The following is a 20,487-nucleotide window of genomic DNA, read 5'->3' on the forward strand; positions in this document are numbered from 1 at the left end:
CCCGGCGGGCGACGGCGCTCGGGGCGTCCGCGGCGGGTCGGGTGATTGGGATTACAGTACAACACTTGTTCACTTCTCGCACGCTTGTTCTACATATGAACATTTGCGGAGTAAATTACCGCTGTGGCAACCGCGCTGCCAGCTCTGCTGCGGCATCCTGCAGCAGGGGCACATGGGCCTGCAGGGCTTCGATGCTGAGGCGGAAGACGGGAACCGCGGTGGCCAGGGAGGCGAACGCATGGCCCTGGGAATTGAGCAGCGGCACAGCCACGGCGCGCATGCCGTTCTCGTTCTCCTCGTCCATCACGGCATATCCCTGCCGGCGCACCTTCTCGATTTCCGCACGGAAGGCGGCCCGATCCGTGATGGTGCGCTCGGTGAGGGAATCCAGCTCGAGCTCCTCGAGCAGCGCCTTACGCTCCGCATCCTCGGCAAAAGCCACCAGCGCTTTACCCACGGCCGTCGCGTGCAGGGCGCCCAGATGCCCGGGATCACTCGTGACGCGGAAGGTCTGCGGGCCGTCCACCTTGTTGACCGTCAGGTGGTGGTGGCCGTCGCGGACGCTGAGGATGGTGGCCTCTCCAGTCTGCTCGGTCACGCGGCGAAGGACCGGCAGCGCCGTGCCGGCAAATCCGTGATGGTTGGAGACCCGCTGCCCCAGCTGGAAGATCCGCAGGCCCAGGTGGTAGCGGCGGCCGTCCGGCTCGTAGTCCACAAATCCGTCCCGCGTTAGGGATCCCAGTAGGCGGTAGGTGGTACTGAAGGGGAGATCGGCGCGGCGCGAGATCTCCGCGGCACTGGCCCCACGCGGTTCGTCACCCAGGAGGACCAGCAGGCCCAGGGCCTTGCCCACCATGTCCGTACGGTCACCCTTGGGCGTCTTTGGATCAGCGGCGACGTCATCGGGCGCTGTGGTTTGATTCACACTCATACGTCGATGTTGCCACATCGTGGGAACTATTTCTAGATGGTGATTATTTTCTTGACAAGTGACTGCGCTCACAGCCATCATTGCTGTATCGCACAAGTAGCTCCCACCATGTGGCTACTGGTCCGGGTCTTTCCACGGACTCCAGCCGCACCGCACCAGCTCCACTCAGGCCGCTGCGGCTGCGACCCTCCAGATCCATCCGCGACAACGTCGTCACATCTAAGGAACTCCATGAGCCAGACACTTCCGTCCGCCGGGCCGGGCACTGTTGCCCCTGCCGGGACGCCAAAGAAGGCAGCCCTCGCCAGCTTCCTGGGCAGCGCCGTCGAATACTACGACTTCTTCATCTTCGGTTCCGCAGCAGCCCTGATCTTCCCCACCGTGTTCTTCCCGGACGCCGGAGCAAACGCTGCAATCATGTCCTTCGCCACCTTCGGCTTCGCCTACGTGGCACGGCCGGTGGGCGCCGTCATCCTGGGTCACTTTGGTGACCGCGTAGGCCGGCGGAAGGTCCTGATGTTCACGCTGCTGCTGATGGGAGCCTCGACGTTCCTGATCGGCTGCCTGCCCGATTTCAACACCGTGGGCTGGTGGGCTCCCGCCCTGCTGGTGCTGGCTCGGCTTTGCCAGGGCCTCTCCGCCGCCGGCGAGCAGGCCGGCGCATCATCCATGACGCTGGAACACGCACCGGACAACCGCCGCTCCTTCTTCACCTCCTGGACCCTCACCGGCACCCAGGGCGGCCAGATCCTCGCCGCCCTCGTCTTCATCCCAGTCCTTGCCCTCCCGGACGAGATCAAGTACGGCATCGGCTGGCGCGTCCCGTTCTGGCTCAGCGCCGTCGTCGTTCTTGTTGCTTTCTTTATCCGCCGCACCCTGCACGAGCCGCCGGCGTTCGAGGAAGCCCAGAAGACCGCGCAGATCTCCAAGCTGCCGGTCGCCGACCTCCTCAAGGACCACTGGCGCGACGTGCTCCGCGTGGTCTGCTGTGCCTTCATCGCTGCCGTCTCCACCGTGTTCGGCACACTCGCCATCAGCTACGCCAAAACCGTTGCCGGCGTTGACGGCACCACCACGCTGTGGCTGGTGGTCGGCGCCAACCTGGTCGCTTTGGGCACCCAGCCGCTGTTCGGCAAACTCGCGGACCGGATCGGCCGTAAGCCGGTCTTCATCTACGGCGCCGTGGCCAGCGCCATCCTGACGCCGGTGTTCCTGCTCAGCCTGGAATCCGGCAGCATCCCGCTGATGTTCCTCGCGGCCATCGGCTTCTTCTCCTTCGGCTACGCGGCCTCCAACGCGGTCTGGCCCTCGTTCTACGCCGAGATGTTCAGCACCAAAGTCCGCTTCTCCGGCCTGGCGATCGGCACCCAGCTGGGTTTCCTGATGGCAGGTTTCGCCCCGGCGATCGTGGCAGCGATGGGCGGCATCAAGCCCGGCGGCTGGGTCCAGATCAGCATCTTCACCGCCGTCATCTGCGGCATCGCGGCCATCTCCGCCCTGACGGCCAAGGAAACCTTCAAGGTCCCCACGAAGCAGCTCGGCTTGAAGTAACGCACCAGCCCAGTTTTGAGACCGGAGAGCCCGCCATTCCACGGAATGGCGGGCTTTCCCCGTTGAAAAATGGGCCATTCAGGGAGCGAGTACGACGGCGGCAGGCGGCCTGGGTGCCTACGGGGCACCGGACGCCTACGGCCGGCCGGCGTCCAGGACCGAGGCAAGATCGAAGCTGACCGGTTCCTCCAGCTGTTCGTACGTGCAGGATTCGGGGTCCCGGTCGGGCCGCCAGCGGTTGAACTGCGCGGTATGCCGGAAACGATCACCTTCCATGTGGTCGTACCTGACCTCCACCACCAGCTCGGGCCGCAGCGGTACAAAGGACAGGTCCTTGCCGGCGCTCCACCGGCTGCCTTCCGCGTTGCGCGGGGTCCGTTCGCCTTCCCCCTGCTTGGCCCAGGCCCAGGGGTGTCCGTCGAAGTCGGTGACCAGCGCCTGGAGTTCCGCGAACAATTCCTGGCGGCGCTTCATCGGGAAGGCGCCGATCACGCCCACGCTGGCTAGGCCGCCGTCGTCCTTGTACAGTCCCAGCAGGAGGGAGCCGATCGCGTCCGGGCCGCTTTTGTGCACGCGGTAGCCGGCCACCACGCAGTCGGCGGTGCGTTCGTGTTTGACCTTGAACATCACGCGCTTGTCCGGCTGGTAGGAGCCGTCCAGCGGCTTGGCCACGATCCCGTCCAGGCCAGCGCCCTCAAACTGCCGGAACCACTGTTCAGCGACGGTTTTGTCCTGGGTCGCAGCGGTGACGTGGACGGGAGCCTTGCTGCCTTTGAGAGCCTTTTCCAGCGCTGCCCGACGCTCGGCGAAAGGCCGGCCGGTGTAGTCGTCGTCGCCCAGGGCAAGCAGGTCAAAGGCCACGAACTTGGCCGGCGTCTGTTCCGCGAGAAGCTTCACGCGGCTGGCGGCGGGATGGATGCGCTGCTGCAGGGCATCGAAGTCCAGCCGGTCACCGGCTGACCCCACCAGGACAATCTCACCGTCCAGCACACAGCGGGGCGGCAGGTTCTCCTTCAGGGCCTCCACCAGCTCAGGAAAATACCTGGTCATGGGCTTTTCGTTGCGGCTGCCGATCTCCACCTCGTCGCCGTCGCGGAAGATAATGGACCGGAACCCGTCCCATTTGGGCTCGTAGCTGAGGGCACCCCTTTCCGGGATACCACCAATTCGGCTGACGGCCTTGGCGAGCATCGGCGAAACGGGAGGCATCACGGGAAGTTGCATAGTGCCCATTCTTGCCCGGCAGCAGCGCGGGCGGTAGGCCTGAACGCGTAAAGCCCCAGCTAGGAGCCGTCTTCACACTGGACCATCCGTGCGGTGAACCATACTGCTGTGAAATGATCAACCATGCGCGCCATGCAACACTCCAGCAAACTCCAGAACGTCCGGTATGAGCTCCGCGGGCCCATCCTCCAGGCCGCCAAGAACATGGAGGCCGAGGGGCACCGCATCCTCAAGATGAACCTGGGGGACACCGCCCCCTTCGGACTGGAGACGCCGGAGTCCGTGGTGGTGGACATGATCCACCACCTGAGAGGTGCCCAGGGCTACAGCGATTCCAAGGGGATCTTCTCCGCCCGGACGGCCATTTCGCAGTACTACCAGACCCGCGGCCTGATGCAGATCGGTGTGGAGGATATCTTCATCGGCAACGGCGTCAGCGAGCTCATCTCCATGTGCCTGCAGGCCTTTATGGAAAACGGCGACGAAATCCTCGTCCCGGCGCCTGACTATCCCCTGTGGACGGCGGCCGTCACCCTGACCGGCGGCAAACCGGTGCACTACCTCTGCGACGAAGCCGAGGAATGGTGGCCCGATATGGCCGACGTCGAAGCCAAGATCACCCGCCGCACCAAAGGCATCGTGATCATCAACCCGAACAACCCCACAGGTGCCGTGTACCCCCGGCACATCCTGGAGCAGTTCGCGGCCCTGGCCAGGAAACACAACCTGGTCCTGTTCTCCGACGATCTACGAAAAAGTGCTCTACGAGGAAGCCCAGCACATCCACACGGCCTCCGTGGCAGAAGACGTGTGCTGCCTGACTTTCAGCGGCCTGTCCAAGGCCTACCGCATGCCCGGGTACCGGTCTGGCTGGGTGGCCATCACCGGGCCGCTGGCCGCCACCGCCGGCTACCGGGAGGGGCTGGAACTGCTGGCCTCCCTGCGCCTGTGCCCCAACGTGCCCGCCCAACACGCGATCCAGACCTGCCTGGGCGGCTATCAGAGTATCGATGCCCTGGTGAAGCCCGGTGGCAGGCTGCGCGAACAGCGCGACCTCGCATACAGGCTCCTGACGGCAATTCCCGGCGTAACGTGCGTGCCCGCCGCCGGGGCCATGTACCTGTTCCCCCGCCTGGACCCGGAACTTTACCCGATCACCAGCGACGAACAGTTTGTCCTGGACCTCCTTCAGGACCAGAAGATCCTGGTCTCCCACGGCACCGCCTTCAACTGGCCGGCACCGGACCATTTCCGTTTTGTGATCCTTCCATCGGTCCTGGACATCGAAGAAGCCGTGCGCAGGATCGCGGCGTTCCTGGCCACGTACCGCAGCAGTGTCGCGGCCTGACTTTCCGGCAGGGTATCGCCGGCACCGGAAACGAATCGATCGCCGAGAACTAACCGGCTCCTAACGTTGAGGAAACGCGGGCGCAACATTGCCCCGCCACACTGGAAGTGCCGGCATTCGCAGGCACCAGCTCCAGCCAGGAGGCCCCCATGTTGAAGGAAGCCAAAGCCCATGTAACAAGAATCCGCGCCCTGGACCAGCTCCACCGCGGCGATGAAATCGAAGCCCGCCTCTCCGTAGGCCCCAGCTATGACGACGTGGTCATCCGCCGAGGCCTTGTCCAGGAGACAGCACCGGGAATCGGCGTTGTCTGGATCATGGACCATCACACCGGCTCGCGGAAAGCGATCAATACGGACGAATGCAGCGTCTGGCGGATTGCCTGACCCGGACCCGGGCCTCTGCGGGAGTACCTCCTTGCGGAACCGGCCCCAGGAAACTTGCAGGGCAGAGCTTGCACCGCGGAATCTTGCACCGCGACGGCGGGCGCAGTCAGTCAGGACTGCCCGCCGCACGGCTCAGCCGGACCGGATCGCCCACGAGACGCTTCGGCCTTAACCTCCAGCCACCGACTGGATGATCAGCACCTCCTGCCCGGGCGACACCTCGGTTTGCAGGCCCTGGAGCCGGCGCACTTCGTCGCCGGCAACGTATATATTCACGTACCGGCGAAGCGCTCCCGCTTCGTCCCGCAGCCTTCTGGCCAGCACCGGGTAACCCCCAGTCACCGTATCCAGCAGGCTTCCCACGGTCACCGTCGCGTCGGCGGGCGCAGTCAGGATGGACTGCCCGCCGGCCAGCGGCTGGAGAATGCTGGGCAGTACCACGCTGATGTCAGGCACCGCGGGCCGCCACCGTGTCCGGAACCGCCAGTCCAGCCCCGGCGACCACAGCGGCGCGGACGCACAGGACATCGGGGAGATGGCTGACAACTTCAGCAAACGTCTCCCCTTCATCCGCACTGGCGTACACCGTGCCGCCGCGGGTTCCAAAGTAAACACCGGCCGGCTCGGCTGAATCCACGCCCGCGGCGTCACGGAGCACACTGTTGTACTCGCCCTCGGGCAGCCCTGTATCCAGGCGCTTCCAGCTGGCCCCGGCATCGTCCGTTCGGTGCACGGCAAGCTTGCCATCCGGCGGGATCCGCTCGCCGTCGGCTTTGAGCGGCACAACCCAGGCTGTGCCCTCGCGCCGGGGGTGCGTCAGCATCACAAACCCGAAGTCGGCCGGAAGGCCGTCGGCGATGGAGTCCCAGTTTTCGCCGTTGTCATCCGTGCGGTAGACGCCGTGATGGTTCTGCGCGTACAGCCGTCCTTCCACAGCAGCATCCGCCGCGATCTTGTGGACGCACTGGCCGAATTCAGGATTGGGGTCCGGCATGAAGTAGGCCGAGATACCCTTGTTGCGGGGCTCCCACGACGCACCGCCGTCGAGCGAGCGGTACACACCACCGGTGCTCATGGCGACGTGGACGTTGTCCCCCGCCGGATTCACCACGATGGAGTGCGCGGCGGCCCCGCCGTAACCCGCACCCCAGTCGCTGCGGTGAGGATGGTCCCAGAGCCCGCGGTTGAGCTCGAAATGCTCGCCGCCATCAGTGGATTTCCAGACCGAAATCGGTTCGGCACCTGCCCACACCACCCCTGGCCGCGACTCTGCGTCCGGGTAGATCTGCCAGATGCGCTCCACCGCCGCGCCAGTGTCCTCGGGAAACGTGATGGCGCCCTGTTCAGGTTCGGTCCAGGTGGCGCCAAGGTCATCGGAGTGGGCCACGGTGGGTCCCCAGTGCTCGGACCTGACACCCACCATGATCCGGGTCCGGCCGTCCCGCGTGTCGATCCCGATACTGGGGATTTCGCTCATCAGGAAATGCGGGCCGGAGAAGGACCATTGCTTACGGTCCTGGCTGGTGGCCAGCCAGAGGCCTTTTTTGGTCCCGATCGCTAAGACAAAGTTCTCTGCGGTTGCCATGCACCCATGCAACCACCCCGGCCGGAGGGCCGCAACGCTTTTCTTCGCTATGTGGACTGGCTCGGGTGTATTGGTCCTGCATGGACTGGACGCTTGGGCCGTGCCGGCGGCGCCCTGTCAGTCCACGAATTCGGACTGCGTTTCGATGAAATCCCAGTCGGCTTCGGTGAGGACAGCCACCGGGGTACCCGGGTGCGGGCCGCCGGCTTCGGCGATGCCCTGCAGCACCGGTAACGGCAGTTCCAGCGCACGGAGGTTTTCCCGCAGCCATTCCTTGGTTTGCAGGTTCAGATCCAGCCACCACATGTAGATTTCCATGCCGGTCACGCACCTTTCGTATGCTTCAACGTTAGGCGCCGCCCTGTCCACGTTCAAGGGTGGCAACATTCCAGTGGCGGGCTCCCGTTTTCGCGTACAGGCAGGTATCGCCGCAGGTCAACGTGGCACAAAGACGAGTACCCGATACCCGCGACCGCACCTGTCCGCCGCCCCTAGCCTGAACAGACAAGCAAGCTGACCGTGCTGCTGGGGCACTCAGAGCCACCGCTACTCCCCCTCATCATGGTCCGTTTCAGACAATCTGGGGAGAAAACAATGAAACGCACCTTAGCAACACTGGGGGTCATGGGGCTGGCATTGCTCACCGTCTCGGCCCCGGCCAGCGCGGCAGACAACTTCACTCTCTGCCACAACGGACATGACATCAGTATCGACCTCAACGGGGTGAACGGCCTGGGTGCCCATAGTGGACACTCCGACGACATCATCCCGCCCAATGCACTGCTGCCTGCCGGCTTGAACTGGGACGCCCAAGGGATGGCGGACTTTGCCAATGGCTGTGAAAGCGTGACGCTACCGCCCGTTGTGGTGGTCCCACCGGTAGTAGTGCCGCCCGTTGTGGTGGTCCCGCCAGTCGTGGTGCCGCCCGCCGTCGTCCCGCCCGCCGAAGAGCCCGTAGTGGTCCCCCCGGCCGTGGTGGAGACGCCGGTGCTGGAGTCGGCAGCCGTTGTCCAGACGCCAGTCACCACAGTCACCCCCACCGTACAGACCCCTGCCGGCGCCGGGGCAGCGGCGGTTAGCCAGGGCACCAACCAGGGCTATAACGCGCAGACCTCAGTTGGCGGAGCCGAGAGCGCTCCTACCTGGCTCGCGGGCTTGGGCCTGATGCTCGGCGCCGGCGCACTGGTGGCCGTACGCCGCAGGTCCCTGGAACCAAAGGCAGACTAGGCCGCAGCTCGGACTGGGCCGAGCTGACACGCAGGGCGCCCCGCCAACTCAAGGCGGGGCGCCCTTCCTGTAAGCACACTTTCCAACGGCGTGAGGAGCATCGTGGCAAAGCAAACCGGACGGCACGAAGTGCCGAAACGGCCCCGCGGCCTGAACCGCGGAGACATCGCCATCCTGGCCTGCGGTGTCCTGGCCTTCCTGTCCTTCACGTTCGGTGGGCCGCTGCTGGACCAGCACGGCGCCGCAACACCGGGAACGAGCACTGCAGGCTACTCTTCCGGTACCTCATCGATCCAGCTGCCGTTACCCCTTGCCGTTTCGGGCCACCCAACCGCGCAGTCTCCAACCGCACCGCCTGTTTCCGCGCCGGTTGCGGCGGCACCCGTGGCCACCGGCCCGGTCCTCCCTGAGGCCTCGGCCCCGCAGCGGATCGTCTATCCGAAAGCAGCGATGGACACGGCCGTGCATCCGCTGGCGCCGGACAGCAGCGCCGTCGAAAGCCAGACGATCGTGCCGCCCACCACTATGGACGGGTATTGGCTGACACCGTTCGGGACTCCCGGCAACGGGTCGGGCAACACGACGTACATCATCGGGCATAGCTGGGAGGGCCGGGATGCCCCGTTCAACCACCTCAGCTCCGCAGCCGCCGTCGGCGACACGTTCGACGTCGTCATGGAAACCGGCACCATCCCCTACCGCGTGGACAGCGTCACCACCTACCTCAAGGACAGTCTCAAAGACAGCCCCATCTGGGACATGGTGCCCAGCCGCGTGGTCCTGATCAGCTGCTACACGGAAGACCCGTGGGGCAAGAACGTGGTGGTCTCGGCGTCGCCCGTTTGAGGCGTCCGTTTCCGTCGGCCCCCGCGGCCCTGTTCAAGCGGTCCGTGCAGGCACAGAATGGCCTTATGAGTCCAGAACGTTTCAGTGGCCCGCCTCCACTCCTGGTGGGCGTGTTGCCCGATCAGCATCCCGAGGTGCTGAAGACCGCCACGGCCCTTGCGGCCCGACTGTCAGCGCCGTTGCTGTTCGCCTATATTGACGAGGCCAGCTACCTGGTCGAATGGGATCCAACCAGATCCGCGCACCGGCTTTCGCTGCACCCGGACAAGGACGACGACGATATCCGCTCGGTCACGACGGAACTCAGGGCGGTGATCACCGTAGCCGTGGCTGATGCCGCGGGGTTGGGCACCCCCGTGGACTGGACGCTGCGGACCCTCGCCGGCGATCCGGGCCGCGCCCTTGCCCGGCTCGCCGCTGAAAGCAACTCCCCCATGATCATTGTTGGAACATCGGAGCGCGGCCTGACCCACCGGATCTCCGAACTGCTCAACGGATCGGTGGGACTCTGGTTGACGCATCATCAAAGCCGTCCCGTGCTGGTGGTTCCCTACCGGAGGCCGGCCCATCAGGACGATGCCTGAGCCGGGAGCCTGACCCGGCACCTGTTGCCTGCCCCATTCGGGGAGGTTTCCGGGTGACCGAATAATAAAGCGAAAGTAGTTATTCGAGGTGGTAGCGGACGGCAGTACTGGCAAGTAAGCTAGTTCAAGCAGAGGGATCCGGCCGCAACGGCTGGCGATTCTGCCCAAATGCTGCTCCGGAGTGCGTATCCCCCAATAACGCACTCCGGAGCTTTTTTGTGCCCTTCCACGGCTACGCCAGCCCCGGACGCGCGTCGCGCGCTTAGGAATAAAATACCCCTAGGGGGTACTTGCGCTATACCCCCACCGGGTATAAGTTGTCAGCATGGAACCTTCGCAGGAAACCCTGACACCCCACTCCGGCATTGCCCCGGCGCCGCCGCATGGCTACACCGCAAACAAAGACGCCTACCTGCGCCGGCTCAAGCGAATCGAGGGCCAGGTCCGCGGCATCGCCCGGATGGTGGATGAGGACAAGTACTGCATCGACATCCTGACCCAGGTCTCCGCGGTTACCAAGGCCCTGCACGCCGTCAGCCTGGGACTCGTTGAAGAGCACATCGGCCACTGCGTGGTGGGCGCCGCGGGCGAACCCGATCCGGCCCTTCGCGCTGAGGCCATAGACGTCAAAGTCAAGGAAGCCACGGAGGCCATCGGGCGCCTCCTGCGCTGACCACCCGCTACCGACCACCCATTCACGGCCGGCCACCGCCGGTCCCGTTTCAAGGAGCCAGCCATGAGCACCACCTCCACCACCGTCAACGTGTCCGGTATGACCTGCGGCCACTGCGTTTCGTCCGTCAGCGAGGAACTTGAATCGCTCGCAGGGGTTGAAACGGTCGACGTCGAACTCAACGCCGGCGGCATTTCCACCGTCACCATCACCTCAAGCCAGCAGCTGTCGCCGTCCGAGATCGGCGAAGCGGTAGCCGAAGCCGGCTACCTGGTTGTTGCCAACAACGCGTAACGCTGTCCTAACAGGGGATCCACTATGAGCACAGACCATCTCCATCATCAACCCCAAAACCGGGTGCTTGAACTGGACATTGAGGGCATGACCTGCGCCTCCTGCGTGAACCGCGTGGAAAAGAAGCTGGGCAAACTCGACGGCGTCGAAGCTTCCGTCAACCTGCCGCTGGAATCCGCCCACGTCACCGTCCCGGCCGGCATCACGGACCAGCAAATTGTGGACACGGTCAACGCCACGGGCTACAAGGCAAAAGTCCGCCTCCCCCGCTATCCGAGCCAAAGTGCCAGCCACGAGCACCACGACGCCGATGACGAAACGGAACGCGACCACAGCGGCGACATGAGAGACATGCGGCAGCGTGCGTCTAAGCGAGGCACGAGCGAGCACGCCGAGCATGTGTCCCATGGCGCCGCGTCAGGCGATCACACAGACCACATGCAACACGGCGGAACCGCGGCCCAACTACGCCCGCGCCTGATCGTGGCCGCGATCCTGACACTCCCTGTCCTGGCAATTTCGATGGTCCCGGCACTTCAGTTTCCCAACTGGGGCTGGGTAGCCGGGGCCCTGGCACTTCCGGTGGTCAGCTGGGCGGCCTGGCCCTTCCACCGCGCTGCGGCCGTGAATGCGCGCCATCTGGCGTCCACCATGGACACGCTTGTCTCGATTGGCGTCGCCGCGGCGTACCTGTTCAGTGTGTGGCAGCTCGCCACGGATCCCGGCTTGACCGCCCAGCCGGCCATGGATGGGATGGAGTCCGCGGGCCTCTACTTCGAAGTGGCCGCCGTGGTCACCACCTTTCTGCTCCTTGGCAGGTTCCTCGAAGCCAACGCCAAGCAGAAGGCCGGCGACGCCCTCAAGGCGTTGCTGAATCTCGGCGCCAAGGATGCCACCATCCTTCACGAGGGCTCCGAACATAAAGTCCCCGCCGACCAGCTCCGCGTGGGAGACGTTGTGGTGGTGCGCCCCGGCGAAAAGATCGCCACGGACGGAGAGGTGATCGACGGTATTTCAGCTGTTGACGCGTCCCTGCTGACCGGCGAATCCGTCCCGGTGGAGGTAGCGCCAGGGAGCAAAGTCACCGGCGCCACCATCAACACGTCCGGGCGGCTCCTGGTCCGTGCCACCCGGGTGGGCTCCGAAACCACGCTGGCCCAGATGGCCCGGTTGGTCTCGCAGGCGCAAACCGGGAAGACCCCCATCGCGCGCCTCGCCGACCGGATCAGCGCCGTGTTCGTCCCCATAGTTCTTGCCCTCGCCGTGCTCACGTTTGGGCTGTGGCTCGCGTTCAACGGACCGGTGATTGAGTCCGCCGAGCTCAGGGCAGCTTTTACCGCCGCAGTTACCGTGTTGGTCATCGCTTGCCCGTGCGCCCTGGGGCTGGCCACTCCCGTGGGGCTGCTCACCGGAACCGGCCGCGGCGCCCAGCTGGGCATCCTGATCAAGGGCCCACAGGTCCTGGAAGACACCCGCACGGTGGACACCATCCTGCTCGACAAGACCGGCACCGTTACCACCGGAAAACTCGCCGTGGGCAATACCCTCGCGTTTGACGGCTACCAGGGCAGGGAGGTGCTGCGGCTCGCCGGCGCCGTCGAAGCGGCATCGGAGCACCCGATCGCACACGCCATCGCGGCCGCGGCCGTGGAGGCACAAACCCGGCACGACGACGGCGCGCGGCTTCCCGCCGTCGAACACTTCCGTTCGGCACCCGGCGGCGGAGTGGTAGGAACCACCGAGGGGCACGTCATCCTGGCAGGCCGCACCGGCTGGCTCACGGAGAACGGCGTCAGCCCCTCCGGCGCGCAGCTGGAGGCACTGGCCGACGCGGAAGCCACGGGTGCCACGGCCATCTGGGTGGCGGTGGACGGCGCCCCGGCCGGAATCATCAGTCTCCGGGACACCGTAAAGCCGGGCTCCGCCGAAGCCGTAGCAAAGCTGAAGAAGCTCGGGCTGCGCCCCATTCTGCTGACCGGGGACAACGCCGCGGTGGCCGCACAGGTCGCTGCCGCCGTCGGGATTTCCCCTGGCGATGTCCATGCCGGCGTCCTGCCTGCCGGGAAGGTGGACGCTGTCCGACGGCTCCAGGCGGGCGGGGCCATTGTGGCGATGGCCGGCGACGGCGTGAATGATGCTGCCGCGCTGGCGCAGGCTGACCTCGGCATTGCCATGGGATCCGGTACGGATGTGGCCATCGAGGCGGCGGACCTCACCGTCATGGGCAACGATCTGGGTCAGGTGGCACAGGCGATCGAATTGTCGCGGCGGACGCTGGCCACCATCAAGACCAACCTGTTCTGGGCGTTCTTCTATAACGCCATCGGCATTCCCGTGGCCGCCCTGGGCCTGTTGAACCCGATGATTGCCGGTGCCGCGATGGCGGCGAGTTCCGTCCTGGTGGTGGCTAACTCGCTCCGGCTGCGCAGCTTCGGCAAGTAGGTCCCCAGGCGGCTAGGTCCTCAGGCGGTGCCGAAGCGGACGGCCGCGCGGGCCCTTGCTTTAGCGGCCTCTTCGTCCCGGTGCTTGGCCGGAGCGTGGGTGACCAGCGCATCGAGCAGGTGTTGGGTGATGTGGGCGATCTCGTGCACCGCCGCTTCGAAGGCGTCCTCGTTGGCCTTGGATGGCTTGGTGCTGCCGCTGACCTTGCGTACATACTGCAGCGCGGCGGCATGCACTTCCTCAGAGGTGGCGTGCGGTTCAAAGTTGTGGAGGGTTCGTATATTCCGGCACATATGCCCATGCTAGGCTCTGGAACGCCTCGGATCGACCCCCAGCCCTGCGGTGCTCGAGCCTGGGGCCACGACCGCAGGGTTCCCTGCCTGAGCTTGCGAGGGTGAGGGGGCGGTTGGGGAGCGAGATTGGACGGGCTCAACCACCGATATGTTGTCGAGCATGGGCAGCGGTGCCCATCGACAGTATTTTGGGGCCGGGATAGGTTCTAGGTAATGGATCTTCCGGATCAACCGGAGGCCACTGGGGATGCCGATCTGGATCGGATCCAAGACAACGAGGAGAAAACTGATGGCTATTTGGGGCGCAGATGTAGAGCAGCTCAGGACCCTTGGCAGCAAGCTGCAGGCCGGTGCCGGCGAGATTGAGCAGCAGCGATCCAACCTCTCCCGCGTGCTGGACAGCACCAACTGGGAAGGCCCGGACGCCACCCACTTCCGTGGCGAATGGTCAGGCACGCACACCGCGGCGCTGAACCAGGTCATCCAGGCGCTGAAGGATGCCGGCCAGAAGGCCACCAAGAACGCCAACGAGCAGGACCAGGCTTCACGCTAACCGCAGAAGCTCTGCCGCGGGGGCCCGGACACATCACAGTGTCCGGGCCCCCGCGGCATTTAACTGGATCGTAAGGGTCTGGGCAACCGGCACTCAGGGCACAGGTTCGACGTCGTTCGCGTGCTCGAGCGGGGCGCGCGTCCCGACTACAGCTGCGGCCGTTCCGGAGCGTAGCTCGTCCAGCCGGACCAGAACCACCCCGCCCACTATGAGGGCTCCGCCCAGGAGCTGGATGGCACCGGGAAGCTCACCCAGGAGCAGCCAGGCCCAGACCACAGCGAACAGCACCTCGGTCAGGGAAACGAAGGAGGCGACCTTGGAGCCAAGGGCGCGGGCAGCGACGATGCCGGAAACGTACGCCAGGACTGTTGCCATGATGATCAGGCCGCCCAGCGAGACCCACCAGGGCGCTGTCCAAGGGCCCAGCCTGGTATCCGCGGTGCTGAAGGCCATGGGAAGCAGTCCCGTGGCGGCCGCCAGCCACATAACGGACGCCCCCACCAGCAGCCCGACGGACGCCAGGACGATGGGAGGCAGGGAATCATTTTCCTTGGCCGTGATGAAGAAGTAAATGGCAAGGCAAACGGCAGCGGCCATCCCCCACAGGACCCCGATGATGTCGATCTTGACCGTTCCGGTGAGGTCCAGCACCAGGATCAGGCCGCCGAGCGAGAGCACTGTCCCGCCGAAGGTCAACGCCCGTGGGCGCTTCTTGCTCGCTCCCCACAGCCAAAGCACGATGAGCACAGGAGCCAGGTATTCCAGCAACAGCGCTACGCCCACGGAGAGTCGGGCTACGGCATTGAAGTAGAACAGCTGGCACGCGGCCACGCCGATCAGGCCGAAAAGACCGATGGTGACCCAGTTGTCGCGCAGCTGGTACCACCGTCCGCGTAAGGCCAGAATCGCAGGAATTGCGAGGATCAGCGCGGCACCGGTCAGGCGGGCCGTCACGGCAGCGCCCGGGGACCAGCCGGTTTCCAGGAGCGCCTTGGCGAAGGAGCCGGAAAGCCCGAAGACGGCAGAAGAGAACAACGCGATTCCAAGCCCGGAGCCAAGGAATCCGCCCGCGGCTGCGGGGTTAGGGGCGGCAGTCACCGACGCCTCCTGTCAGGAGTAAAGTGGGGTAATGGTCCTGACATTACGCCCGCTCCCAGTAAGGAGTCAAGATGGTCTTTGCCCCTGACACCGAAATAGCCCTGCGCACCGTGGTCAACCTGATCAACACGGCAGCCAACGGACGCGAATTACTCGCCACGGTGGCAGAGCTGGATGGCTTCCTCCATTCCGAAGGGTTCAGTGGATCCCGCGCCGGCGATGCGGCGGAGCTGTCGAGTGTCTACGAACTGCGTGAGCGGCTTGGTGCTCTCTGGACTGCAGATGAAGACACTGCTGTGGCGGGCGTCAACCGCCTTTTGCGCGATGCCAACGCGCTCCCCCAGCTGATGAAGCACGATGAGTGGGACTGGCATCTGCACGCCACTGCCAGGGACGCACCGTTGGCTGAGCGAATGGGCACCGAAGCCGCCATGGCCCTGGCGGACGTGATCCGCAGCAAGGAAATGGACCGCATGCTGGTGTGCGAGGCCGAGGACTGCGACGCCGTGGTCCTGGACCTCAGCCGCAACCGGTCGAAACGGTATTGCGACACCGGGAACTGTGCCAACCGAGCGCACGTGGCAGCGTACCGGGCGCGGCAGGCGACGGTCCGCTGAGCCAGCGCCGGGGACCTTGGGCAGGACCGGCGCGCGAGAAGCCGGTGCGCGGGAATTCCGCGTACGGGAAGGCGGTTGGCGGGTATCCCGTCTGTGCGGGAAGGCGGTTGGCGGGTATCCCGTCTGTGCGGGAAGGCGGTGCGCTAGGAGTGGCTGGAGCCGGGGCTGTCAGAGTCCGGAGTCTCAGGGGCGCTGCCGGCTTGGCTTGAGCTGTGTCCCCCGAATCCATGCGACGGCTTCCGCGCTGAACTCAGGTTGACGCCCGATCCCTTGCCCAGGCCTTCGGGGTTCTCCTTGTGGCTCATCGCCAGCATGGCCGCGATCACCAGCGTGACGATGAACGCGATGCCTGCGCCCGTGAAGGCGAGATCGAACCGGGGGGTCTTCGAACTGCCGCCGGAAGCGAAGATCAGCACCGCGACGAAGGCGAGGACGGCCCAGAACGCAGAGAACATCAGCGGCCCCTTCACCGAGGTCCGCAGATTGCGCGGTTTTCCTGGTTTCTGGTCTGCCAAGGTAGTTCCTCTCCTACAGCCATGCCGAAGGGCGTGCTGGTTCGAATGTATGCGGGGTTGTTCCGGGCGTGTTTTCTACGCCGGGTAGAACCTTTCGCTTCTAGTTTACGGCTTCGCGGAGGCGGGCCGGGAATCGTGCCTTAGCGACAGCCCGGACAGGACCCAGAGCACACCGGAGATGATGGCTCCGCCGCCGGCTACGCCAAGCAGGGCATGCGCTCCGAGACTGATGAAGAAAGGCAGGAACGCAGCGGTACCAAGCCCGATAATGCCCGAGGCCACCCAGTCACGGGCCAGCACGCTCCGGCCGCGATACCGGAGTCCGCAGTACAGCTCCACCGCTCCGGCCAAGCCAAGTCCCACAGTCGCAACTACGCCAAAGACGCGGTCTCCGTGAAGCAGCGCCACGGCAACGCCGGCGCCTGCCAGGGCCGCCCCGGCGGCGGAGAGGATTTTGCCGGGCATGCCGTCACGCGCGTAGCCGGTCTTCGGGATGGCCCAGAGAACCAGCAGGCCCGTGACCAGCAGATACAGCCCACCTGACCAGCCCATGACCTGGACCGACGGTCCGGCCCAGAAAATGGTCACGGCACCGAAGGCCAGTGCGGCCAAGGCCCGGAGCAATACCGGCTTCCACAGGTCTGCCTGCTGGGCGGTGCCGGCGGGAGCATCTGTGGGTGTCAGTGGTTGGTTCACCGGTCCAGTTTAGTGGCCGCCGGCCCTATGGCGAACCCAGCACCATCCAGCGGTCCGACCGGGCACGCAGTCCCAGCGTCAGCGCCCGGGCGGCCATATAGCCCAGCGCAAAGGCGGCCCACAGCCACACAAGGCCCGAAACTGCGGACATGCCGGTGACCGCAACGGCTACAAGCATGGGGATGTAGACGGCGAGGTTGACCACGCCCGCAAGTGCCAGGTACTTGGCGTCCCCGGCGCCGATCAGCACTCCGTCCAGGACAAAAACATAGCCGGCAATGGGCTGGCCGGCGGCCAGGATCCACAGGGCGTAGGTCAGCACGGACTGCACGCCGGCGTCGGAAGTGAACAGCGCCCCGGCCCAGGGCGCAGCGACGGCCAGCAGGGCCCCCGTGACCATGCCGAATCCGACACCCCAGCGGATCATGGTCCGGGTCAGTTGCCGCGCCCTGACAGGGTTGGCGGCGCCCAGTTCCTTGCCGATCAGGGCCTGGGCGGCGATGGCAAGGGCATCGAGGGCAAAGGCGAGGAACGAGAAGATGGTCATGGCCAGCTGGTGCGCCGCCAGGTTGACGGCACCTTGCCCCGTGACCACAACAACCGTGGCCAGGATGGCAATGCGCAGGCTCAGGGTGCGGAGCATAAGCCAGGAACCGACGCGGGTCATCGCGCGGATACCGCTCCAGTCGGGCCACAGGCTGATGCCATGCCGGGAAGCATTTCGCTGGACCATCAGCAGATAGATAGCCGCCATGGCCCATTGCGCCACGCTGGTGCCTGCCGCCGAGCCGGCAACGGACCAGCCCAGCCCGTAGACCAGCCACAGGTTAAGGACAATATTCAGGGCAAAGCCTGCGGTAGCGACGAGCAGCGGCGTCCTGGTGTCCTGCAATCCGCGGAGGACACCAGTGCCGGCAAAGATGAGCAGCATGGCCACCAGGCCGGGCATGGACCAACGCAGATAGTCAACGGCGAATGAACGAACCTCGCCCGCCGCGCCCATCAGGGACACCAGCGGTTCAGCGGTCCAGAAGCCGGCCACCGCCAGGACGGTGCCCAGCAGAAGAGCCAGCCAGACGCCGTCGCGCCCTGCCGCAAGCGCCTTGCCCAACTGGCCGTGTCCCATCGCGCGGGCCACCGCCGGCGTGGTGGAGTACGCGAGGAAAACCATCAGGCCGACGGCGGTGTGCAGCACCGCCGAGGCAAGCCCGACGCCGGCCAGCTGGGCCACGCCGAGGTGGCCCACAATGGCCGAATCCGCGAGCAGGAACAGCGGTTCGGCGATCAGTGCGCCGAATGCCGGCACGGCGAGCCGCAGGATTTCCCGGGTATGGCTGGCGGGACGCTGCACGGCGGCGGGGGCGGATTGATTGGGCACAGTTTCAGACTAACGGCCGGCACCTACCACCCGGCGGCCCTGCTTCCGTGACGCCGGAAGTCATGACAAAGGACACAATTCCGGACTATTAGTTGACACTTCAACCAATGGACGGGGAGACTCGACTTATGAATCAGCCACGACTTGTCACCACCGCCATCACCATCCTGCGCGTCATCCTCGGCTTCCTCTTTGCCGCCCACGGCTGGCAGAAGTTCAATGAATGGACCATCGCCGGCACCCAGGCCGCGTTCACCCAGATGGGCGTGCCCGTAGCCAACGTGTCAGCACCGCTGGTCGCAGGCCTCGAGCTCGCCGGCGGCATTGCCCTCATCCTCGGCATACTCACCCGCGTGGTGGCTGGCCTGCTGGCCGTGAACATGATCGGCGCCCTATTCCTGGTGCACGCCTCGGCAGGAGTCTTCGCCGACAAGGGCGGGTACGAACTGGTACTGCTCCTGGGCGCCGCCGCGTTGGCACTCGCACTCACCGGAGCCGGCCGCGTATCCGTGGACCGCGTCCTGTTCGGCCGCAAGGGCTCCAAACTGGCAGTCCTCGCCTAAGCGGACTCCACTAAACGAGCAACGCCCGACGGCGGCCCGGCACCCAGGTGCCGGGCCGCCGTCGGGAGTTAACCTCCCTAGCCGCAGAAGGTCAGCCGGTGACCCCGGTGAGTTCATTGGCGGCGCGTTCCAGCACGGCGCTCTTGATCACCTTTCCTGAATTCAGGTCAACGGCGTGGATGCTGGAAGTGGCCGGCTCCGTGATGTAGGCCGTTGAGCCCTGGACAAACAGTGTGGGACGGGGATCCTGCCAGGCATCCGGTTCCGTCCAGGCGCCAACCACCGAAATGGCAGCAGTGACCTGGCCCGTCGCGGGATCGATGACATGGAGCGACCCGTCCGTGCCCAGCACCAGGGCCTCGCCGGCCGGACCCCGGCCCAGGGAGCGGAACGAATAACTGGTGCCCAGGTCCACGAGCTGCAGCGTGCCGGCGTCAGTGTTGACCAGCGAGACTCGGGTGGGCCTCTCCAGCTCCGCATCCCTGTGCACCTTGTAGTCGCCGAGGATCACCGGGGAGGCGGCGCTTCCGGCCTGGTTGCCCATGCGGCCATAGGGGTCTGGGATTGCAACCTTAGTGAAGGCACCGTCCCGGTAGACCAGCATGCCGTCCTCACAGCCCACCACCACGGTTTCACTTCCCGCCACGGCCTCACCATGCACCCCGGGGCACTCCTCGTTGCGGAGCAGTTCACTGCGCCCCTGCCCGCCATCGCCGGCTGGCGCACTCAGCAGCGCCAGGCCGTTGCGGCCCTCTTCGTTCCCAAGGGTTACCAGCAGCTTCCCATCCTCCAGTGTGATGGCGACGCCATGGTGAGCTTCGGCTGCGGTGTAGGTGCTGGTCGCAGGCAGGCCGGTCTTGAGTGCATCAGTCAGCGCAGCCGGATCAAAGACTTCCACCTTCCCTGAACCGTCATTGAACAGAGCTGTCATCCCGGCATGGTTGACCACGTGGCCGGCCTTGGTGGCGCTGAAGGCCCGTTCCGTCAGCCGGGGTGCGGCGACATAGGAGTGCCCATGGTCGCCGTGCGCTTCGGTCCACACGCCGGCGTCGAAGATACGGAAAGCATCTCCGGTGGAGACCAGGACGTGCCGGCCGTCGCCCGCCGGGCTGAGGCGGTTGAAGCCTTCCAGGGGCGCATCCCCCACCGGCTTTAGGGTCTTCGCGTCGAGAACGGTAATACCTGCGTCGTTCGTCAGGACCAGTCGCGGGGACGGCGCCTGGCTTTCCTTCGCCTGCCCGGCCCCGCCAGAGGCGGAGGTGCCGGCTGAGCCAGCACCTTCACTCTGCGACCGTCCGGAGCCGTCGCCAGGGGCAGCCCCGCACGCCGTGAGGAGAAGTGCCGAAACCGCGAGAACTGCCGGGAGTGCCCGTTGGCAAGGGCGCATAAGCGCGGGATGTGAATGAGTTGTTGTCATATCGCTAACGATAGTCATTATCAATAGCGATACAAAGCTGATGGCTTTGGCTGCGTCATGCCGGAACGCTCAAGGCAGGGAATTTTCGCCCAAAACAACACACGTGACATCAGAAACTCCCAGAAAAGCACCAGGAATCCTTGACCTCTATAACGTTGTACTGATAAACCTGTGAGCGGTCACATGGGCGGTCCGCATCACCACCCCAGATCGCAACACCCGAGGCGTCAACCTTCCGTTCCGGCTCCTGCCGCCAGTCCGCTGGC

At 65.4% G+C, this 20,487-nt stretch carries 22 protein-coding genes and 1 pseudogene; 12 read left to right on the forward strand and 11 right to left on the reverse strand.

Annotated features, from left to right (window positions below; genetic code table 11):
• Nucleotides 1-115 precede the first annotated feature (115 nt).
• Entirely contained in the window at nucleotides 116-931 is an 816-nt protein-coding gene (locus ACZY0Q_RS18825) for an IclR family transcriptional regulator (protein WP_463919101.1), read from the reverse strand.
• Nucleotides 932-1,162: 231 nt separating this feature from the next.
• Here ACZY0Q_RS18825 and ACZY0Q_RS18830 point away from each other — a divergent pair, with 231 nt between their 5' ends.
• On the forward strand, nucleotides 1,163-2,482 hold the full coding sequence (locus ACZY0Q_RS18830; RefSeq protein ID WP_463919102.1) for an MFS transporter: 1,320 nt from the start codon (nucleotides 1,163-1,165) through the stop codon (nucleotides 2,480-2,482).
• Between the two features lie 135 nt (nucleotides 2,483-2,617).
• Here ACZY0Q_RS18830 and ACZY0Q_RS18835 read toward each other — a convergent pair whose 3' ends face one another.
• On the reverse strand, nucleotides 2,618-3,706 hold the full coding sequence (locus tag ACZY0Q_RS18835) for an ATP-dependent DNA ligase (RefSeq protein ID WP_463919104.1): 1,089 nt from the start codon (nucleotides 3,704-3,706) through the stop codon (nucleotides 2,618-2,620).
• Between the two features lie 123 nt (nucleotides 3,707-3,829).
• On the opposite strand from ACZY0Q_RS18835, the pseudogene ACZY0Q_RS18840 reads away from it, so the two are divergent.
• Both ACZY0Q_RS18840 and ACZY0Q_RS18845 read left to right on the forward strand, forming a co-directional pair.
• Nucleotides 3,830-5,054: pseudogene (locus tag ACZY0Q_RS18840) on the forward strand (pyridoxal phosphate-dependent aminotransferase).
• Nucleotides 5,055-5,203: 149 nt separating this feature from the next.
• The gene (locus ACZY0Q_RS18845) at nucleotides 5,204-5,440 is read left to right on the forward strand and encodes a hypothetical protein (protein WP_463919106.1); all 237 of its coding nucleotides are present in this window, start codon (nucleotides 5,204-5,206) and stop codon (nucleotides 5,438-5,440) included.
• Nucleotides 5,441-5,608: 168 nt separating this feature from the next.
• Here ACZY0Q_RS18845 and ACZY0Q_RS18850 read toward each other — a convergent pair whose 3' ends face one another.
• The 3 genes from ACZY0Q_RS18850 to ACZY0Q_RS18860 form a co-directional block, all read right to left on the reverse strand.
• Nucleotides 5,609-5,896, reverse strand: a complete 288-nt coding sequence (locus tag ACZY0Q_RS18850) for a MoaD/ThiS family protein (protein ID WP_463919108.1) — start codon at nucleotides 5,894-5,896, stop codon at nucleotides 5,609-5,611.
• The gene (locus ACZY0Q_RS18855) at nucleotides 5,889-7,025 is read right to left on the reverse strand and encodes a WD40/YVTN/BNR-like repeat-containing protein (RefSeq protein ID WP_463919110.1); all 1,137 of its coding nucleotides are present in this window, start codon (nucleotides 7,023-7,025) and stop codon (nucleotides 5,889-5,891) included. Before ACZY0Q_RS18855 ends, ACZY0Q_RS18850 begins: the two co-directional genes overlap by 8 nt.
• Nucleotides 7,026-7,142: 117 nt before the next feature.
• Complete coding sequence (locus ACZY0Q_RS18860) at nucleotides 7,143-7,343, reverse strand: hypothetical protein (RefSeq protein WP_463919178.1); 201 nt, start codon at nucleotides 7,341-7,343, stop codon at nucleotides 7,143-7,145.
• Nucleotides 7,344-7,619: 276 nt separating this feature from the next.
• On the opposite strand from ACZY0Q_RS18860, the gene ACZY0Q_RS18865 reads away from it, so the two are divergent.
• The 6 genes from ACZY0Q_RS18865 (at nucleotide 7,620) to ACZY0Q_RS18890 (ending at nucleotide 13,091) form a co-directional block, all read left to right on the forward strand.
• Complete coding sequence (locus tag ACZY0Q_RS18865) at nucleotides 7,620-8,252, forward strand: hypothetical protein (RefSeq protein WP_463919111.1); 633 nt, start codon at nucleotides 7,620-7,622, stop codon at nucleotides 8,250-8,252.
• A gap of 102 nt (nucleotides 8,253-8,354) precedes the next feature.
• Entirely contained in the window at nucleotides 8,355-9,098 is a 744-nt protein-coding gene (locus tag ACZY0Q_RS18870; RefSeq protein ID WP_463919113.1) for a class F sortase, read from the forward strand.
• Between the two features lie 65 nt (nucleotides 9,099-9,163).
• The gene (locus tag ACZY0Q_RS18875; protein ID WP_463919115.1) at nucleotides 9,164-9,682 is read left to right on the forward strand and encodes a universal stress protein; all 519 of its coding nucleotides are present in this window, start codon (nucleotides 9,164-9,166) and stop codon (nucleotides 9,680-9,682) included.
• A gap of 325 nt (nucleotides 9,683-10,007) precedes the next feature.
• Nucleotides 10,008-10,355, forward strand: a complete 348-nt coding sequence (locus ACZY0Q_RS18880) for a metal-sensitive transcriptional regulator (protein WP_463919117.1) — start codon at nucleotides 10,008-10,010, stop codon at nucleotides 10,353-10,355.
• 63 nt (nucleotides 10,356-10,418) lie between these two features.
• Nucleotides 10,419-10,649, forward strand: coding sequence for a heavy-metal-associated domain-containing protein (locus ACZY0Q_RS18885; protein WP_185261998.1), 231 nt, complete (start codon nucleotides 10,419-10,421; stop codon nucleotides 10,647-10,649).
• Between the two features lie 24 nt (nucleotides 10,650-10,673).
• The gene (locus ACZY0Q_RS18890) at nucleotides 10,674-13,091 is read left to right on the forward strand and encodes a heavy metal translocating P-type ATPase (RefSeq protein WP_463919119.1); all 2,418 of its coding nucleotides are present in this window, start codon (nucleotides 10,674-10,676) and stop codon (nucleotides 13,089-13,091) included.
• 20 nt (nucleotides 13,092-13,111) lie between these two features.
• On the opposite strand, the gene ACZY0Q_RS18895 is transcribed toward ACZY0Q_RS18890, so the two are convergent.
• Nucleotides 13,112-13,384: a DUF2277 domain-containing protein gene (locus ACZY0Q_RS18895; RefSeq protein WP_058930686.1), complete on the reverse strand. Its 273-nt coding sequence runs from the start codon at nucleotides 13,382-13,384 to the stop codon at nucleotides 13,112-13,114.
• 289 nt (nucleotides 13,385-13,673) lie between these two features.
• Between ACZY0Q_RS18895 and ACZY0Q_RS18900 the strand changes: the two genes are divergently transcribed.
• Nucleotides 13,674-13,937 carry a WXG100 family type VII secretion target gene (locus ACZY0Q_RS18900; RefSeq protein ID WP_111908407.1) on the forward strand — a complete coding sequence of 88 codons (264 nt, stop codon included), beginning with the start codon at nucleotides 13,674-13,676 and terminating at the stop codon, nucleotides 13,935-13,937.
• Between the two features lie 93 nt (nucleotides 13,938-14,030).
• Here ACZY0Q_RS18900 and ACZY0Q_RS18905 read toward each other — a convergent pair whose 3' ends face one another.
• Nucleotides 14,031-15,035 carry an EamA family transporter gene (locus ACZY0Q_RS18905; protein ID WP_463919121.1) on the reverse strand — a complete coding sequence of 335 codons (1,005 nt, stop codon included), beginning with the start codon at nucleotides 15,033-15,035 and terminating at the stop codon, nucleotides 14,031-14,033.
• A 71-nt stretch (nucleotides 15,036-15,106) separates the two neighbouring features.
• Between ACZY0Q_RS18905 and ACZY0Q_RS18910 the strand changes: the two genes are divergently transcribed.
• Nucleotides 15,107-15,652, forward strand: coding sequence for a CGNR zinc finger domain-containing protein (locus tag ACZY0Q_RS18910; protein WP_463919123.1), 546 nt, complete (start codon nucleotides 15,107-15,109; stop codon nucleotides 15,650-15,652).
• Nucleotides 15,653-15,795: 143 nt separating this feature from the next.
• On the opposite strand, the gene ACZY0Q_RS18915 is transcribed toward ACZY0Q_RS18910, so the two are convergent.
• From ACZY0Q_RS18915 to ACZY0Q_RS18925, 3 genes are all read right to left on the reverse strand, one after another.
• On the reverse strand, nucleotides 15,796-16,167 hold the full coding sequence (locus tag ACZY0Q_RS18915; protein ID WP_463919125.1) for a hypothetical protein: 372 nt from the start codon (nucleotides 16,165-16,167) through the stop codon (nucleotides 15,796-15,798).
• Between the two features lie 105 nt (nucleotides 16,168-16,272).
• Nucleotides 16,273-16,863 (reverse strand): hypothetical protein, encoded by a 591-nt coding sequence (locus tag ACZY0Q_RS18920; RefSeq protein ID WP_463919127.1) that lies wholly within the window; start codon nucleotides 16,861-16,863, stop codon nucleotides 16,273-16,275.
• Between the two features lie 25 nt (nucleotides 16,864-16,888).
• A complete protein-coding gene (locus ACZY0Q_RS18925) occupies nucleotides 16,889-18,241 on the reverse strand; it encodes an MATE family efflux transporter (RefSeq protein ID WP_463919128.1) in 1,353 nt (450 codons plus the stop codon).
• A 128-nt stretch (nucleotides 18,242-18,369) separates the two neighbouring features.
• Here ACZY0Q_RS18925 and ACZY0Q_RS18930 point away from each other — a divergent pair, with 128 nt between their 5' ends.
• Entirely contained in the window at nucleotides 18,370-18,804 is a 435-nt protein-coding gene (locus ACZY0Q_RS18930) for a DoxX family protein (protein ID WP_463919130.1), read from the forward strand.
• A gap of 91 nt (nucleotides 18,805-18,895) precedes the next feature.
• Here ACZY0Q_RS18930 and aztD read toward each other — a convergent pair whose 3' ends face one another.
• Nucleotides 18,896-20,221 carry a zinc metallochaperone AztD gene (gene aztD / locus ACZY0Q_RS18935; protein WP_463919132.1) on the reverse strand — a complete coding sequence of 442 codons (1,326 nt, stop codon included), beginning with the start codon at nucleotides 20,219-20,221 and terminating at the stop codon, nucleotides 18,896-18,898.
• Between the last annotated feature and the right edge of the window lie 266 nt (nucleotides 20,222-20,487).

The sequence above is a fragment of the Pseudarthrobacter lactosi genome, from assembly GCF_055412785.1.